Annotated in this window: 17 protein-coding genes; 8 read left to right on the top strand and 9 right to left on the bottom strand. The window is 54.0% G+C overall.

Annotation, left to right across the window (positions count from 1 at the left end; translation table 11 throughout):
- Positions 1–45 precede the first annotated feature (45 nt).
- Entirely contained in the window at positions 46–567 is a 522-nt protein-coding gene (gene sodC, locus O9K67_RS13840) for a superoxide dismutase [Cu-Zn] SodC (protein WP_061495332.1), read from the top strand.
- Here sodC and O9K67_RS13835 read toward each other — a convergent pair.
- The 3 genes from O9K67_RS13835 to O9K67_RS13825 are packed head-to-tail and all read right to left on the bottom strand — an operon-like array spanning position 560 to position 3,671.
- On the bottom strand, positions 560–2,572 hold the full coding sequence (locus O9K67_RS13835) for an FUSC family protein (RefSeq protein ID WP_061495335.1): 2,013 nt from the start codon (positions 2,570–2,572) through the stop codon (positions 560–562). The two genes, sodC and O9K67_RS13835, sit on opposite strands and share 8 nt — an antisense overlap.
- Positions 2,572–3,432 (bottom strand): efflux RND transporter periplasmic adaptor subunit, encoded by an 861-nt coding sequence (locus tag O9K67_RS13830; protein WP_061495338.1) that lies wholly within the window; start codon positions 3,430–3,432, stop codon positions 2,572–2,574. Before O9K67_RS13830 ends, O9K67_RS13835 begins: the two co-directional genes overlap by 1 nt.
- A gap of 2 nt (positions 3,433–3,434) precedes the next feature.
- Positions 3,435–3,671, bottom strand: coding sequence for a DUF1656 domain-containing protein (locus tag O9K67_RS13825; protein WP_061495341.1), 237 nt, complete (start codon positions 3,669–3,671; stop codon positions 3,435–3,437).
- Positions 3,672–3,859: 188 nt separating this feature from the next.
- On the opposite strand from O9K67_RS13825, the gene slyA reads away from it, so the two are divergent.
- Positions 3,860–4,300 (top strand): transcriptional regulator SlyA, encoded by a 441-nt coding sequence (gene slyA, locus O9K67_RS13820; RefSeq protein ID WP_061495344.1) that lies wholly within the window; start codon positions 3,860–3,862, stop codon positions 4,298–4,300.
- An 81-nt stretch (positions 4,301–4,381) separates the two neighbouring features.
- Here the strand turns inward: slyA and slyB are convergent, their stop codons facing one another.
- Positions 4,382–4,849 (bottom strand): outer membrane lipoprotein SlyB, encoded by a 468-nt coding sequence (gene slyB, locus O9K67_RS13815; RefSeq protein ID WP_061495347.1) that lies wholly within the window; start codon positions 4,847–4,849, stop codon positions 4,382–4,384.
- Positions 4,850–5,132: 283 nt separating this feature from the next.
- Between slyB and anmK the strand changes: the two genes are divergently transcribed.
- The 5 genes from anmK to pdxY all read left to right on the top strand — a co-directional run bounded on the left by anmK (position 5,133) and on the right by pdxY (position 9,741).
- Positions 5,133–6,257, top strand: a complete 1,125-nt coding sequence (gene anmK, locus O9K67_RS13810; RefSeq protein WP_061495350.1) for an anhydro-N-acetylmuramic acid kinase — start codon at positions 5,133–5,135, stop codon at positions 6,255–6,257.
- 92 nt (positions 6,258–6,349) lie between these two features.
- A complete protein-coding gene (gene mliC, locus O9K67_RS13805; RefSeq protein ID WP_061495353.1) occupies positions 6,350–6,673 on the top strand; it encodes a C-type lysozyme inhibitor in 324 nt (107 codons plus the stop codon).
- Positions 6,674–6,729: 56 nt separating this feature from the next.
- The gene (gene pdxH, locus O9K67_RS13800; protein WP_061499999.1) at positions 6,730–7,386 is read left to right on the top strand and encodes a pyridoxamine 5'-phosphate oxidase; all 657 of its coding nucleotides are present in this window, start codon (positions 6,730–6,732) and stop codon (positions 7,384–7,386) included.
- A 142-nt stretch (positions 7,387–7,528) separates the two neighbouring features.
- Positions 7,529–8,803, top strand: coding sequence for a tyrosine--tRNA ligase (tyrS, locus tag O9K67_RS13795; protein ID WP_061495357.1), 1,275 nt, complete (start codon positions 7,529–7,531; stop codon positions 8,801–8,803).
- 77 nt (positions 8,804–8,880) lie between these two features.
- Positions 8,881–9,741: a pyridoxal kinase PdxY gene (gene pdxY / locus O9K67_RS13790; RefSeq protein WP_061495360.1), complete on the top strand. Its 861-nt coding sequence runs from the start codon at positions 8,881–8,883 to the stop codon at positions 9,739–9,741.
- Between the two features lie 70 nt (positions 9,742–9,811).
- Here pdxY and gstA read toward each other — a convergent pair whose 3' ends face one another.
- Together gstA and dtpA are read right to left on the bottom strand one after the other, a co-directional pair.
- Positions 9,812–10,417 carry a glutathione transferase GstA gene (gstA, locus tag O9K67_RS13785; protein ID WP_061495362.1) on the bottom strand — a complete coding sequence of 202 codons (606 nt, stop codon included), beginning with the start codon at positions 10,415–10,417 and terminating at the stop codon, positions 9,812–9,814.
- A gap of 107 nt (positions 10,418–10,524) precedes the next feature.
- A complete protein-coding gene (gene dtpA, locus O9K67_RS13780) occupies positions 10,525–12,027 on the bottom strand; it encodes a dipeptide/tripeptide permease DtpA (protein WP_061495366.1) in 1,503 nt (500 codons plus the stop codon).
- 740 nt (positions 12,028–12,767) lie between these two features.
- Between dtpA and O9K67_RS13775 the strand changes: the two genes are divergently transcribed.
- Positions 12,768–13,193 (top strand): CopD family protein, encoded by a 426-nt coding sequence (locus tag O9K67_RS13775; RefSeq protein ID WP_061495369.1) that lies wholly within the window; start codon positions 12,768–12,770, stop codon positions 13,191–13,193.
- A gap of 6 nt (positions 13,194–13,199) precedes the next feature.
- Here the strand turns inward: O9K67_RS13775 and nth are convergent, their stop codons facing one another.
- The 3 genes from nth to rsxG are packed head-to-tail and all read right to left on the bottom strand — an operon-like array spanning position 13,200 to position 15,151.
- Positions 13,200–13,832: an endonuclease III gene (gene nth, locus O9K67_RS13770; protein WP_061495372.1), complete on the bottom strand. Its 633-nt coding sequence runs from the start codon at positions 13,830–13,832 to the stop codon at positions 13,200–13,202.
- On the bottom strand, positions 13,832–14,527 hold the full coding sequence (locus tag O9K67_RS13765; protein WP_061495375.1) for an electron transport complex subunit E: 696 nt from the start codon (positions 14,525–14,527) through the stop codon (positions 13,832–13,834). The genes nth and O9K67_RS13765 overlap by 1 nt, the downstream gene beginning before the upstream one ends.
- A 3-nt stretch (positions 14,528–14,530) precedes the next feature.
- Positions 14,531–15,151: an electron transport complex subunit RsxG gene (gene rsxG / locus O9K67_RS13760; protein ID WP_061495379.1), complete on the bottom strand. Its 621-nt coding sequence runs from the start codon at positions 15,149–15,151 to the stop codon at positions 14,531–14,533.

Here is a 15,151-nt window from a genome sequence, read left to right as displayed (position 1 = left end):
CCCTGGTTTAGACTTACAGGGTAAAAGTGAATCAAAGGAGGTCATATGAAGCGTTTTAGTCTGGCCATGTTGGCATTGTTGGTCTGCGCAGGCGCGCAGGCCGCCAGTGAAGAAGTGGATATGCATCTCGTCACTGCTCAGGGCATCGGGCAGTCTATCGGTACGGTGAAGATCAGTGAAACGGACAAAGGTCTGGAATTCGCCCCGGATCTGAAAGCACTACCGCCCGGAGAGCATGGTTTTCATGTCCATGCCAAAGGGAGCTGTGAACCTGCGACAAAAGAGGGGAAACCTTCTGCAGCAGAAGCGGCAGGTGGTCACCTTGACCCTCACCATACCGGCAAGCATGAAGGGCCGGAAGGCGCAGGGCACTTAGGGGATCTCCCGGTGCTGGTGGTGAATAATGAGGGTAAAGCCACGCAGGCAGTGGTGGCTCCAAGGCTGAAAAAGCTGGCTGACGTGAAGGACAAAGCCCTGATGGTGCATGTTGGCGGCGATAATATGTCCGATCAACCGAAACCTTTGGGGGGCGGTGGCGCACGTTTTGCCTGCGGAGTGATTAAGTAAGCGTTCCGGGGGCTGGCGCCTGCTCCAGCTGCGACAATGCGCAATACAAGCGCCAGATAACGGAAGCCAGTTCTCGTGCTGCGGGCTGGTGGTGCGTACCAAGCGCAGCGCAAATCCGTTGCAGCTCTGCCAGCGTGGCGGACAGCGTTCGTTGCTGAACGCCACGCTCACTCATCACATCATTCAGTAAAGCAATGCAGCGATCCCGCACCCGGGTCAGCGGATCGGAACGGCTTTCCCAGTCGCGCAATTGCCATACCACATGCGAGCAGTTCAGTAACACCACACCCCAGCGTAATAACCAGCGACGCGCCAGCGCATCCTGACTATTGCTGAGCCGGCTGATATGGTGATAGACCACTGACTCGAATTCATGCTCGTCCAGATGCGGCCTGGCACTAAGCTGATCAACAAAGTTTCGCCGTAACGCGTGGATCTGGCGGCGGCTCTTGCGGGCATCTGAGCCGGGACGCAACACGGCAAATGCCAGCCACGCCAGCGCAACGCCGAGGATCTTCGCCAGGTTGTCATTTAAAAAATCAGCAAAGTCGTACACCGGTGGATTGGTGACGGCAATAAACGATCCCATAAATACGATCAACTGCCCCCACAATCCTGCCCGTTTAGGCATCTGTAATTTCAATAACTGCATTGTGGTAAGAAGAGGGAACAGAAACAGTAAAAAGGACCACAGCTCGCTGACTTGCACCATCAGGCCAAATTTCACGACGAAACTGAACAACGAGAGCAGCAATAAGGTGCGCAACAGTAGTGTCAGCGAGTTAAACGGTGCAGGTGAGACGGAGTAAAGCACACAACTAATAGCCGCCAGCGTCAACGCCGCAGAACCGTATTCCCACTGGGTGGTAATGCTCCACGCGCCAACCAGACCGAGGGCGAAAAACGTCCGGGCTCCGCTCAGCAGCGCCTCGACATTATCTGTGTAGCGCATCAGCCCCGGGCTGCGTGGCGGGGTATAAACGCTGATCGGTGATGCATTCTCCACACGGGCTAACCAGCGGCTACTGAGCAGGTATAGACGGCAAAAATAGCGTAACCGTAGCCAGAATGCCTGGTGGCGGTAATCTGCCGCATCGGTAGGGGCAAGAGGGGCAATAATGCGCGCCACGGTCAGAGCGTCGGTTTGCGGGTGGGACAGCGCAGCTAGCAGTTGCTCCATCACCGGGCGCAGGTGAGGCGGTGCATCGGGCCAGTTTAACAGCATCCTGCGCAGGCTGGAGATCACACTGGTCATGCGCAGCTGCTGGTGCAATAGCCAGGTCATCAATGTGTTTTGCCGACGAAAGCGGTAATGACTCCAGAACGCCTGAATACGTAGCAAGTTGGTCGTGAGGATCTGGCCTATCACGCTTTCATGGGCGCTACGAATCGCATCGGTGGTTTCCGGTTGCCAGAGCAGACTGGCATGTTCCAGCAGGCGGGCATGCATTTTTTTTAGCGCCGAGAGCAGCGCAGGCCCATCAGCGGTGCCGGGAAGGAGCATCATCATCATGCCGCCGCACAGGATCCCCAGTATCACTTCGCAAACACGCGCCTGCGCGATGTCCCACAGTTCGGTAATGTCGGTAATATTGACCATCGCGAACGCGATGATTGCCGCCGTATAACCCGCCAGTTGAAAAGCATAAGCGACATTATTGGCGAACTGTGCGCAGGCCCAGGTGCAAAGCGCAATCCAGCCGGACATGGTGAACAAAAACAACCATGGATCGTTCAGCGTCTGACCCGCAATCATCAGCGCTGCGCACGCACCGAGCAGGCTACCGGCAATGCGACCAAGACTTTTGCTGATCACACCACCGACGGTCGGAAAACTCACTACGGCGGCGGAGGTCATGGCCCAGTAGGGTTCATCAAGGTCAAGAAAGTAGGCCACCGTCAGCGCCAGACACATCGCGATACCGTTGCGTAGCGCGTAGCGCCACTGACCTGTCGTGGCTTTTACCCACGGCAGGTTGTGCCAGAGCGCGAAGGAGGATTTCATCAGGGGACGCCTATCGCCACGGTGCAGGTGGTACCGGAAACCAGCGTCAGGTCATCGGGCAGTGTATCGAAACGAATGCGTACAGGTACGCGTTGTGCCAGACGTACCCAGGGCACGTTGGGCTTAATATCCGGTACCAGCCCGCTGTCGGTTTCTATGCTCTGATCGTAAATGGCGCGGCCGATACTCTCGACGTGACCCTGTAACGTGGCATTGCCGCTGTAAAGCACGATTTTTGCCGGGGCACCGGTACGAATATGGCGTAGTTTGGTCTCTTCAAAATACCCCATCACATAAAACGAGTGGCTATCCACCAGCGCAAATACCGGTTGCCCGGCGGTAGCGTAGTTGCCGTTGCGCGTGGTCAGATTGGTGACCCAGCCATCGACCGGTGCTTTGACTGTGGTCTGCGCCAGCTGCCATTTTGCCTGCGCGAGTTGCGCGTCGGCAGCAGCAACGCTCGCTTGCGCCGCTTTTACACTAATATTGGCAGTATCGAGATCTTCAGCAGAGATGTAGTTTTGCGAAAGGTGGCGGCGGCGGTTGGCTTCGTTATTGGCTTTTGCCTGCTCCGTTTGCGCTTTTGCCAGTTGGGCTTCGGCATTCAGTACCGCAATGCGGTAGGGTGTTTCGTCGATGCGAAAGAGCGTATCGCCCGCTTTTACGGACTGATTATCGCGAACGTTGAGTTCCCTGATACTGCCGGAAACCTGGGGCGTGATGCTGACCTGTTCAGCGCGTACTTTGCCGTCACGGGTCCATGGCGACTGCATATACTCATTCCACATCCACCAGGCGGCGACAATCGCTACGGCCAGCACCGGTAAGGTAGAAAAGTATTTTAGCGATTTCAGACTCATAATTACCCCACAATCAACAGGCCAAGGGAGAGGCTAAGCGCTATAACAAACAGTGAAAGATCCATCAGGATGGGATGCCAGATATCGCCAGCGTAGATCCAGTCGCGCAACAGACGGTGGGCAACAAGCCAAAGCAGAAAGCCCAGCATGACTGCTTTACACAAAGGGGGAAAGTAAATCGATGCGCCAAAAATCAGGTCCTGCAGGGGTAATTCTGGGGTACTGGAAGTTAACTTCACGCGTTTATGTCCTGTGCGGTCGGGCGAATCGCCGGGCGGGCGGTAGGCGGTAAAAATGACGCCGTGCTAAAGCGGAGGATCCTTAGCGTAAGCCCTGACGAGTGCAGCAATACATTTGTTTTACCAATATAAATACTGCAAACTATTCTAAAATGAGTATAATAACTTAGCAAGCTAATTATAAGGAGATGAAATTGGAATCGCCATTAGGTTCTGATCTGGCACGCTTAGTGCGCGTGTGGCGCGCTTTGATTGACCATCGCCTGAAACCTCTGGAATTAACGCAGACTCACTGGGTAACGCTACATAATATTCATCAGTTGCCGCCCGAGCAGTCGCAAATTCAACTGGCTAAAGCGATTGGCATCGAGCAGCCCTCGCTGGTGCGTACGCTGGACCAACTGGAAGATAAGGGGCTTATTTCCCGCCAGACATGTGCCAACGACCGCCGTGCTAAGCGGATCAAATTGACTGAAAAAGCCGCGCCCATCATAGAAGAGATGGAAACGGTCATCCGGAAAACGCGGGGGGAAATTCTCCAGGGAATTTCGACCGAGGAACTGGATCAGTTAATAAAGATGATCGCCCGACTCGAACACAATATCAACGAACTCCAGTCGCGAGACTGACACTAAAAAGCCTTGCTTTCGCAAGGCTTTTTCATATTGACACGGTTAAACAAACTGCAATGGGTCACACTGCAACCTGACTTAGCGCGGGGAGACGGTTACCTGACGACCATTGCTTGCCAGCACAACGCGCTGACCTGCTGCGAAACGGGAGTTGCCCTGTTTCTGCACGACCATAATGGTGTTGCCGTCATCTTTACGGATTTCCAGTTCTACACCCTGGGTTTTATTCATCGCCCCCTGAACCGACTGGCCCGCTACGCCGCCGGCAACTGCACCTGCTGCTGTCGCCAGAGAACGTCCGGTACCGCCGCCAACGGTGTTTCCGAGGAAGCCGCCCAGCACTGCACCGCCAATTGCGCCGATGACATTGTTATCATCACCGCCCTGAATCTGTACCGGACGTACGTTCACAATGGTGCCGTAAGTGACATTTTGCACTTGTTTGGCTTCGGATGCAGAGTAGACATCACCAGAAAGCGAGTCGTTATTGACGCAGCCAGCCAGGGTAAGACCAATCAGCGAAACTGCCAGTGCACGTAACATCATTTATGAATCTCCTGTTCACCATGAAACGCTCTTATGAGCATCCATCACGGCTAAATTATATGGCATTTTACTCATGCCAGGTCATATCTTCTGCCAAATCCCGGCAAAAATCATAATCTCAGGGAGCTTAACCCGATCTAAACGAAGCGATTATAAGCGTTGGCGATGTTAATTTCACTTAACAGAAATAGACTCGATTGTTAAAAAGTGTTTGTACGCGATGGCTTTACCCCCGGCTTTATGGTGGAGTGTTACCCCTCTGTCATGCATTAAAGGAAGGCGTATGAAATCGGGTCGCTATATTGGAGTGATGTCGGGAACAAGTCTGGATGGTATTGACGTGGTGTTGGCTGCCATCGATGACACGATGGTCGCCCAGCAGGCAAGCCTGACGTTTCCCATTCCGCTGCCGCTGAAAGAGGCGATCCTCAATATCTGCCAGGGGCAGCAGCTTACGCTATCGCAGTTGGGAAGGCTGGACACGCAGTTGGGCACGTTGTTTGCGGATGCCGTGCTGGCGTTGATGGACAGAGAACAATTGCGCCCGGAAGATATCGTCGCCATTGGTTGCCACGGGCAGACCGTCTGGCATGAACCCACCGGCATTGCGCCGCATACGATTCAAATCGGCGATAACAATCAGATAGCTGCGCGGACCGGTGTGACCGTGGTGGGGGATTTCCGCCGTCGTGATATCGCGCTGGGTGGCCAGGGCGCGCCGCTGGTGCCCGCTTTTCACCATGCGCTGCTGGCGCACCCGGTTGAGCGCCGTATGGTGCTCAACATTGGCGGTATCGCAAATCTGTCGTTGCTTATCCCCGGGCAACCCGTGCGGGGGTATGACACCGGACCGGGCAATATGCTGATGGATGCCTGGATTTGGCGGCAGAAAGGCAAACCCTACGATAAAGATGCTCAGTGGGCGTGCGAAGGCAAAGTTATCCTGCCGCTGCTGCAAAACATGCTAAGCGACACGTACTTTGCCGCTCCCGCGCCCAAAAGCACCGGGCGCGAGTATTTCAATTATGGCTGGCTGGAGCGCCATCTGGCGCCTTTCCCGGTGCTCAACGGGAGTGATGTTCAAGCCACGCTGGCAGAGCTGACGGCGGTGACGATTTCTGAGCAAGTTTTACTGAGCGGTGGATGTGAACGGCTGCTTGTCTGCGGCGGTGGCAGCCGCAACCCGTTGGTCATGGCGCGTCTGGCGGGGTTGTTGCCAGGCATTGAAGTCGGTACGACTGATGAGGCCGGGATCAGCGGCGATGATATGGAAGCGCTGGCGTTTGCCTGGCTGGCCTGGCGTACACTGGCGGGGTTGCCCGGTAATTTGCCGTCGGTAACCGGAGCCTCAGCGCCCACGATTTTGGGGGCGATTTTCCCGGCCAACCCGCGCCAGAATCAGAGTTAGCTGAATTCCACATTGCAGGTGCACCGTTAGACTGACGGAGCGTAAGGAGGGTGTTTCGCCCTCCATGACCAGGACAGTCACGGGAACACCTCATGAAAAAATTGTTGATCGCCTGCCTGCCCGCGCTGCTTGCCGGGTGTAGTTATTACCACCAGTTCGTTGAACGCATGCAAACCGATACGCTGGAATACCAGTGTGATGAAAAGCCGCTTACCGTCAAACTTAATCACCCCCGCCAGCAAGTCAGCTTTGTCTGGGAGGATAAGGTTCTGACCCTACAACAAGGATTATCCGCCTCAGGTGCCCGCTATACCGATGGCGTTTACGTGTTCTGGTCGAAAGGGGATACCGCCACGGTCTATAAACGTGACCGTATTGTGCTGAATAACTGCCAGTTACAAAATCCGCGGCGTTGAGATTTTCACAGGGGGGCGCATAATAGCCCTACCTGATGATTACACTCGCTAACGCCATGTCTGATAACGATCAATTGCAGCAAATCGCGCATTTGCGCCGTGAATACACCAAAGGTGGCCTGCGCCGCGGCGACCTTCCCGCTGAACCGCTGAAACTCTTTGAACGCTGGCTGGGCCAGGCCTGCGAAGCACAGCTTGTCGATCCGACCGCGATGGTTGTCGCCACGGTGGATGAAAGCGGGCAACCTTACCAGCGTATTGTGTTGCTCAAGCATTATGATGAAAAAGGGCTGGTGTTCTACACCAACCTCGGTAGCCGTAAAGCGCACCATATCGAACAGAACCCGGCCGTCAGTCTGCTCTTTCCCTGGCACATGCTGGAACGCCAGGTCATGGTCACCGGGAAAGCGGAACGTTTGTCGACGCTGGAGGTGGTGAAATATTTTCACAGCCGCCCGCGCGACAGTCAGATCGGTGCCTGGGTCTCCAAACAGTCCAGTCGGATTTCAGCACGCGGTATCCTGGAAAGTAAGTTCCTTGAACTGAAGCAAAAATTCCAGCAGGGCGAGATCCCATTACCCAGTTTTTGGGGCGGGTATCGCGTGAGCATTGAACAAATGGAGTTCTGGCAGGGCGGTGCGAACCGTCTGCACGATCGTTTTTTGTACCAACGCGAAAATGACGCGTGGAAAATTGATCGTCTCGCTCCGTAATCCCTGAAAAATGTTGCGTTAAGCGCTGGCACTCCGTGTTCCGGCGCTTTATTCTATCTGCCCCCCATGAAGTATCCTTTCGCATCTGGCGAAAAGTCGTGTACCGGCAAAGGTGCAATCCGTTTTATACATGGAGAATTTGATGGCAAGCAGTAACTTGATTAAACAATTGCAAGAGCGGGGCCTTGTGGCTCAGGTGACGGACGAGGAAGCGTTAGCAGAGCGACTGGCGCAGGGCCCGATCGCGCTCTATTGCGGCTTCGATCCTACCGCTGACAGCTTGCATTTGGGGCATCTTGTTCCATTGTTATGCCTGAAACGCTTCCAGCAGGCTGGTCACAAACCGGTTGCACTGGTCGGCGGCGCCACCGGGTTGATTGGTGACCCGAGTTTTAAAGCTACCGAGCGTAAACTGAACACTGAAGACACCGTGCAAGAGTGGGTGGATAAGATCCGCAAACAGGTCGCGCCGTTCCTTGACTTCAATTGCGGTGACAACGCCGCTATCGCCGCGAACAACTATGACTGGTTCGGCAATATGAACGTGCTGACCTTCCTGCGTGACATCGGCAAACACTTCTCTGTTAACCAAATGATTAACAAAGAAGCCGTGAAGCAGCGTCTGAACCGCGATGATGTGGGCATTTCGTTTACCGAGTTTTCCTACAACCTGTTGCAGGGTTACGACTTTGCATGCCTGAACAAGCTGCACGGTGTGGTATTGCAGATTGGCGGTTCCGATCAGTGGGGTAACATCACCTCCGGTATCGATCTGACCCGCCGCCTGCATCAGAACCAGGTCTTTGGCTTGACGGTTCCGCTGATCACCAAAGCCGATGGCACCAAATTCGGTAAAACCGAAGGCGGCGCGGTATGGCTGGATCCGAAGAAAACCAGTCCGTACAAGTTCTACCAGTTCTGGATCAACACCGCCGATGCGGATGTCTACCGCTTCCTGAAGTTCTTCACCTTTATGGATATTGAAGAAATTAACGCGCTGGAAGAAGAAGATAAGAACAGCGGCAAAGCGCCGCGCGCGCAATACGTTCTGGCGGAGCAGGTAACCCGCCTGGTACACGGCGAAGAAGGGCTTATCGCTGCTAAACGTATCACGGAAAGTCTGTTTAACGGTACGTTGAGTGCGCTGAGTGAAGCGGATTTTGAGCAACTGGCGCAGGATGGCGTGCCAATGGTTGAGATGGAGAAAGGCGCGGATCTGATGCAAGCGCTGGTGGATTCCGAATTGCAACCGTCTCGTGGCCAGGCACGTAAAACCATCGCATCCAATGCCGTGACCATTAACGGTGAAAAACAGTCCGATCCGGAATATGTCTTCTCCGACAGCGATCGTCTGTTTGGTCGTTACACGCTGTTGCGTCGCGGTAAGAAGAATTACTGTCTGGTTTGCTGGAAGTAATTTACTACCCCTCTGAGGACGAAGGGAGTGAGAAATCACTCCCTTCTTTTATTGCTCATTCTTGCAAGGCAACAACCATGAAGAATATTCTCGCCATTCAATCGCATGTGGTCTTTGGTCATGCGGGGAACAGTGCTGCTGAATTTCCTATGCGCCGGTTAGGTGCGAATGTCTGGCCGCTGAATACGGTGCAGTTCTCTAACCATACGCAATACGGTAAATGGACCGGCAGTGTGATGCCGCCAGCGCACCTGACGGAGATAGTGCAGGGGATTGCCGCCATTGGCCAGCTACAGCGCTGTGACGCCGTACTGAGCGGTTATCTGGGTTCGGCCGAGCAGGGTGAACATATTCTGGGGATCGTCCGTCAGGTGAAAGCAGCAAATCCCCGGGCGAAATATTTTTGCGATCCGGTGATGGGCCACCCGGAAAAAGGATGTATCGTCGCCCCTGGCGTGGCGGAATTCCATGTGCGCCATGCGCTACCGGCCAGCGATATTATCGCGCCGAATCTGGTTGAGCTGGAGATCCTCTGCGAACACGCCGTCAATAACGTGGAAGAGGCGGTACGGGCTGCTCGTGAATTAATTGCTCAGGGGCCGCAGATTGTGCTGGTGAAACACCTGGCGCGCGCCGGGTTAAGCGCAGATCGTTTTGAAATGCTGCTGGTCACATCAGACGAAGCCTGGCACATCAGCCGACCGCTGGTGGATTTTGGCGCACGGCAGCCGGTGGGCGTTGGTGATGTTACCAGTGGGCTGATGCTGGTGAAATTGTTGCAGGGTGCGACGATTCGCGAGGCGCTGGAGCATGTAACGGCGGCAGTCTACGAAATTATGATCACCACCAAAGCGATGCAGGAGTACGAACTTCAGGTGGTGGCGGCTCAGGATCGGATTGCACACCCCGGGCATCTGTTCAGTGCCACACAGCTATAAAAAAGGCGGGAAACCCCGCCTTTATCTCCGGGTCTGATGACGCGTTCGCCATCAGACCATTGTTAAACCCTTACGCAATCCCTTCCGCCGCCATTGCGGCAGCCACTGCCGGGCGTGCGGCAACGCGCGCCATATAGGCGTCGATGTGCGTCAGTTCAGCCATATTCAGTTTCAGCGCGCGCGCCCAGCGCAACACCGTGAACAGATAAGCATCTGCAACGGTAAAGTGTGCCCCGCTGATCCATTCCTGCTGACTCAACGTGTCGTTAACATACTGCAGTTTTTTCTCCAGCAGTGCGCGGACGGTGGGTTTGTACTCTTCCGGTGTACCCGGACGGAAAAGCGGGGTGAAGCCTTTGTGCAGCTCCGTTGCGATAAAGTTGAGCCACTCCAGTGTTTTGTAACGCGGTAAGGTGCCCACGGGTGCCAGCAACTGGCTCTCTGGTGCGTTGTCTGCCACGTATTGCATGATCGCCACGCCTTCTGTGATCAGCGTGCTGTCGTCCAGCAGCAGCGCAGGGACCTGACCTTTCGGGTTGATAGCGAAAAAGTCATCGCCATTTTCAAGGCGTTTTTTCATCAAATCGACGCTGACCAGAGAGACCGCTTTCCCGGCTTCGCGCAGGGTGATGTGGGAGGCAAGGGAGCAGGCGCCTGGCTTGTAAAACAGTTTCATTATTGTTTCCTTATGGCTGATTCCGGTCATAGGTTATTACGCAGTGGAATAAAAAAAAAGCCGCTAACCTGCGTTAGCGGCTTTAAATTTCGTGTTCCCCGCGAATGTTAAGCGGTGGCGGTTTCAGTCGCTTTGCTGGCGCTGTCGTCGCTCAGAGTCATGCGGTTAAGCTTCGGCGCTGTCAGGATCATCAGCACGGCAATCACAGCAGTAACGATACCGATTTGCAGGAAGACGCTGCCGTAGATGTTCAGTGACATCAGCGGATCGGTAACATTTTCCGGGATGGCCATCTGATTCGCGACATAGCCGGCAATAATGTTTGCACCTGCGGTGGTCAGGAACCAGCTACCCATGATAAAGCCCATCAGACGCTGCGGCACCAGTTGTGCCACCATCGCCAGGCCGAGGCCGGAGATCATCAGCTCACCGATGCTCTGCAGGCCATAGCTTGCAATCAGCCAGCTTACAGACACGATACCCGCGTCGGAGGCGAATTTAGCGCCCAGCGGCAGGATCAGGAACGCGCCAGAGCACAGCACCATGCCGATAGCGAATTTGTACGGCATTGGCAGGGTGTCGCCCATTTTGTTATAGAGGGCGGCCAGGATCGGACTGCCAATAATGATCCAGAATGGGTTCAGCGCCTGGTACTGCTCCGGTTCAAACGCGATGCCGAACAGGGTGTGTTCCACGTTGCGAATAGCGAAGAAGTTCAGCGAGGTCGGCATCTGGCTGTAGAGAACGAAGAAAACAATCGCCTGCAGCATCAGAATAAAGGCAACAATCATTTTGCGACGTGCTGCGCCTTTAAGTACAAAAGTCTCTTTGGCAAAAATGCAGATGATGCCCAGTGCTACGACGCCCAGTACCATGCGTGCGATGCCTTGGTTGTGCAGCAACCAGGTTGCGATCGTCACCAGCACCACGATACCCACGATAGTTGCCAGCAGGTAGCCAACACGCAGCGGTTCGAAGTCCGGTTTAGAGCCGTAGTTTTTCACCCAACGTTTGCAGACGGAGAAGTTAACGATGGTGATCAGCAGGCCAACAACGCTCAGACCAAAGGCAGTGCTCCAGCCAAACTTCGCTGCCAGCCACGGTGTCGCCAGCATCGAGAAGAAGGAACCGACGTTGATGGACATGTAATACATGGTGAATGCACCGTCCAGACGTGGGTCATCTTTTGCATAGCAGGTTGAGAGCAGGGAAGAGGGGTTGGCTTTAAACAGGCCATTACCCACGGCGATAGCCGCCATACCCATGTAAACGATACCTGCATCGTGACCGGACCAGGCAACCAGCGCATAACCCACTGCCAGTACGATGGCGCCCAGCATAATTACGCGTTTGGTACCCAGTACTTTGTCGCCCAGCCAGCCGCCGATGGCGACGAGACCGTACACCAGCGCACTGAAAGAGGAGAACAGGGTGATAGAGTCCGCTTCTGACATACCCAGTTGTTTCACCAGGTAAACGGCCATGATCCCTTGCAGGCCGTAATAACCAAAACGTTCCCATAATTCGATGGAGAAGATGAGATAGAACGCCTTCGGTTGTTTAAAAGCGTTCAAACTGACGCTTTCGGTTGGTTTGTTTGCAGTCGACACATATACCTCTTTTTTTACATCCCATATTAACGGGGGTGTTCGGCGCGCAATGACCAGAGTTCATCACGCTTATAGTTATATTGGGAGGGGAAACGGCGGGTAATGTTCACTATCCTGCGCTTTCAGGCAAGTCCTTTGACATATTCTGTTACATAGATCCATATCGTTACATTGCTCGGCTATTTTAATTGTTATTCAGAGTTAAATTTCACCATCTCAGTAAACATGGTTTTTTCATCTGGATTCAAGCGTCGCTATCTGGGTTTAAGGTATATATTCTGCTGTTTTGCTCATAATGTAGTGTATTGGACTGCTTTATAAAAAGTATCTGGTTTTATCTATGGTGACTAGCTGTTTAAACTTTGTTCTGTGGTCGAAGTGTGTTGGCGAAGATACGCTTTTTTAACAAGGTATTAGCAATGTTACGATTATCACAGGGCGGTAGGATTTTTTTCATCTAAAAAAAGGATTGCCCTCATTAAATACGAATAAGGGGAGAATTATCTGCATTCGCGCGACGTGTTTCCGGATAATCCTCGACAAAAAAGAACTTTCAAAGATGTGAAAGTCGTCACGTCGATGATCGATGTAAAATCAGCACGTTCAGGCGCATTTTTGCCGGCAGGTGACCTGCAGCGAACCAAAATGTCGTACTTTTAATGATTATGCCGCGCTTTGTTCATGACAGCGTGCGGTTGCGCTGTCACACTTCTGTCTGGCCTTTTCTTCGGAGTTAAAAGATGAATTTTCACCCATGGCTCAATGCATTGCATATTATTGCGGCGATTGTCTGGATTGGCGGAATATTGGTGATGGCAGTGGTGGCAAGCTGGAGCGCCGCACAGAAGGATGTCACCACGGTTTCAGGCCTGCTCAGGGACGTGCGTAGCTGGAGTCGTCGCGTGACGACGCCCGCGATGTTGTTACTGTGGGTAGCCGGGATAGTAATGATTGTGGCACACGGTCAGTTGCCGCATATGTGGCTGGTATTAAAGCTGGTGCTGGTGGTTCTGCTTTCCGGCCTGCACGGTTTTCTCTCTGCCACGTTGCGCCGTATGGCGGCAGGCGAAGCAGTAAAGGGCACCGGGATGATAACAAAAGCCACCGCACTGACGATCAGTGCGGTGGCGTTGATTATTCTGCTGGCCGTGATGCGCCCGTTCTGAGAATGCTCAGTCCGTTTTGTCGCCGTATTCGCACAGATCTTCGATAATGCAGGAGCCGCAACGCGGTTTACGGGCGATGCAGGTGTATCGCCCGTGCAGGATTAGCCAGTGATGGCAATCGACCTTAAACTCTGCCGGTACGACCTTCAGCAGCTTCTCTTCTACCTGCTCCACATTTTTGCCAGGTGCAAACCCGGTGCGGTTGGCGACGCGAAAAATATGGGTATCTACGGCGATCGTCGGCCAGCCGAAGGCGGTATTCAGTACCACGTTTGCCGTTTTACGCCCGACGCCTGGTAATGCCTCCAGTGCTGCCCGATCTTCCGGAACTTCGCCACCGTGTTGTTCCAGCAAAATGCGGCAGGTCTTGATGACATTTTCTGCTTTGCTGTTAAACAGACCAATAGTCTTGATGTACTGCTTCACGCCTTCCACACCTAACTCCAGCATGGCTTTCGGGGTATTTGCAACCGGGTAGAGTAAGGCGGTGGCTTTATTCACGCTGACGTCGGTTGCCTGCGCGGAGAGCAGCACCGCGATCAGCAGTTCGAACGGAGAGTTAAAATGCAATTCCGTGGTGGGGTGCGGGTTGTTTTCCCGTAAACGGGAAAGTATTTCCAGCCGTTTTGCTTTGTTCATTATGCCTTCCCGGGCGACGCCTGCGGCTCTTTACTGGCGACGGCCATTGCCTCGCGCCGTTTTTTCATTTTTTGATCAATCAAATACTTCACTGCCAGCATCATACCCAGACCAATAAACGCGCCTGGGGGCAGCATCGCCAGTAAAAAGGGCGAATCGGTGTGGAACACTTCAATGCGCAGTACCTTTGCCCAACTGCCCAGCAACCCATCGGCACCGTCGAACAGCGTGCCGTTGCCAAGGATCTCACGCAGGGAGCCCAGCACAAACATGGCGCTGGTCGCGCCCATGCCAATAGAAAAACCGTCCAGTGCTGACAGCGCCGGGCCTTTTTTGGCAGCGAAAGCTTCCGCACGCCCAACAACAATACAGTTGGTGACAATCAGCGGAATAAAGATCCCCAGCGACTGATAGAGACCAAACGCATAGGCGTTGATCAGCATCTGCACCGCACTCACTACTGAGGCGATAATCATCACATAAATGGGAATACGGATCTCATCCGGCGTCCAGCGGCGCAGGGAAGAGATAAACAGGTTGGTGAGGGTCAGCACCAGCGTGGTTGCCAGTCCCAAACCAAGGGCGTTGGTTGCAGTAGAGGTGACCGCCAGCAGGGGGCACATCCCCAACAACTGAACCAGGGCGGAGTTGTTCTTCCACAATCCCTGGACGATAACGTCTTTGACTTCGCTCATGGTTTACTCTCCACAAACCGGCAAATGGGGTAGCTGCTCAGGGAGCGTCTTTGCGTACAGGCCGGTACGTTTTACCGCGTTAACAACCGCGCGCGGGGTGATGGTGGCACCGGTAAACTGGTCGAAATCACCACCGTCCTTTTTCACCGCAAAATGGCTGTCGGCAGCGCCGTCTATTGTCTTCCCGGAAAAGTGGGTGATCCAGTCGGAAATACGCCGTTCAATTTTATCGCCAAGTCCCGGTGTTTCGTGGTGCTCGGTGACGCGAACGCCCAGAATAGTGCCATTAAAATCCGCGCCAACCAGCAACTGAATAGCGCCGGAATAGCCGTCCGGCGCGGTGGCTTCAATAATCGCCCCTACCGGTTGTTCATCTTTTTTAGCGATCCAAAGATGATGCTGGCCTTTACCCAGCGCGGGGTCGCTCACCACATAACAGCTCTGTTGCAGCGCATTATTATAGCTATCGCCAGCGATAACCTGATCAAACAGCGCTTTCTGCTGTATCGCTGCCTGCCCGGCAATGGTGGTTTTGGTCATCTGATCGATGGCAGCCGTCAGCCCCGTAGAACCGGCGGCGAACAACGCCAACGTCAGGCCATGTTTGCGCATTGTTTTTAGCAT

The organism is Kosakonia oryzendophytica (genome assembly GCF_027886705.1).
Classification (GTDB): domain Bacteria; phylum Pseudomonadota; class Gammaproteobacteria; order Enterobacterales; family Enterobacteriaceae; genus Kosakonia; species Kosakonia oryzendophytica.
This window is presented reverse-complemented; position numbering and strand designations above follow the sequence as displayed.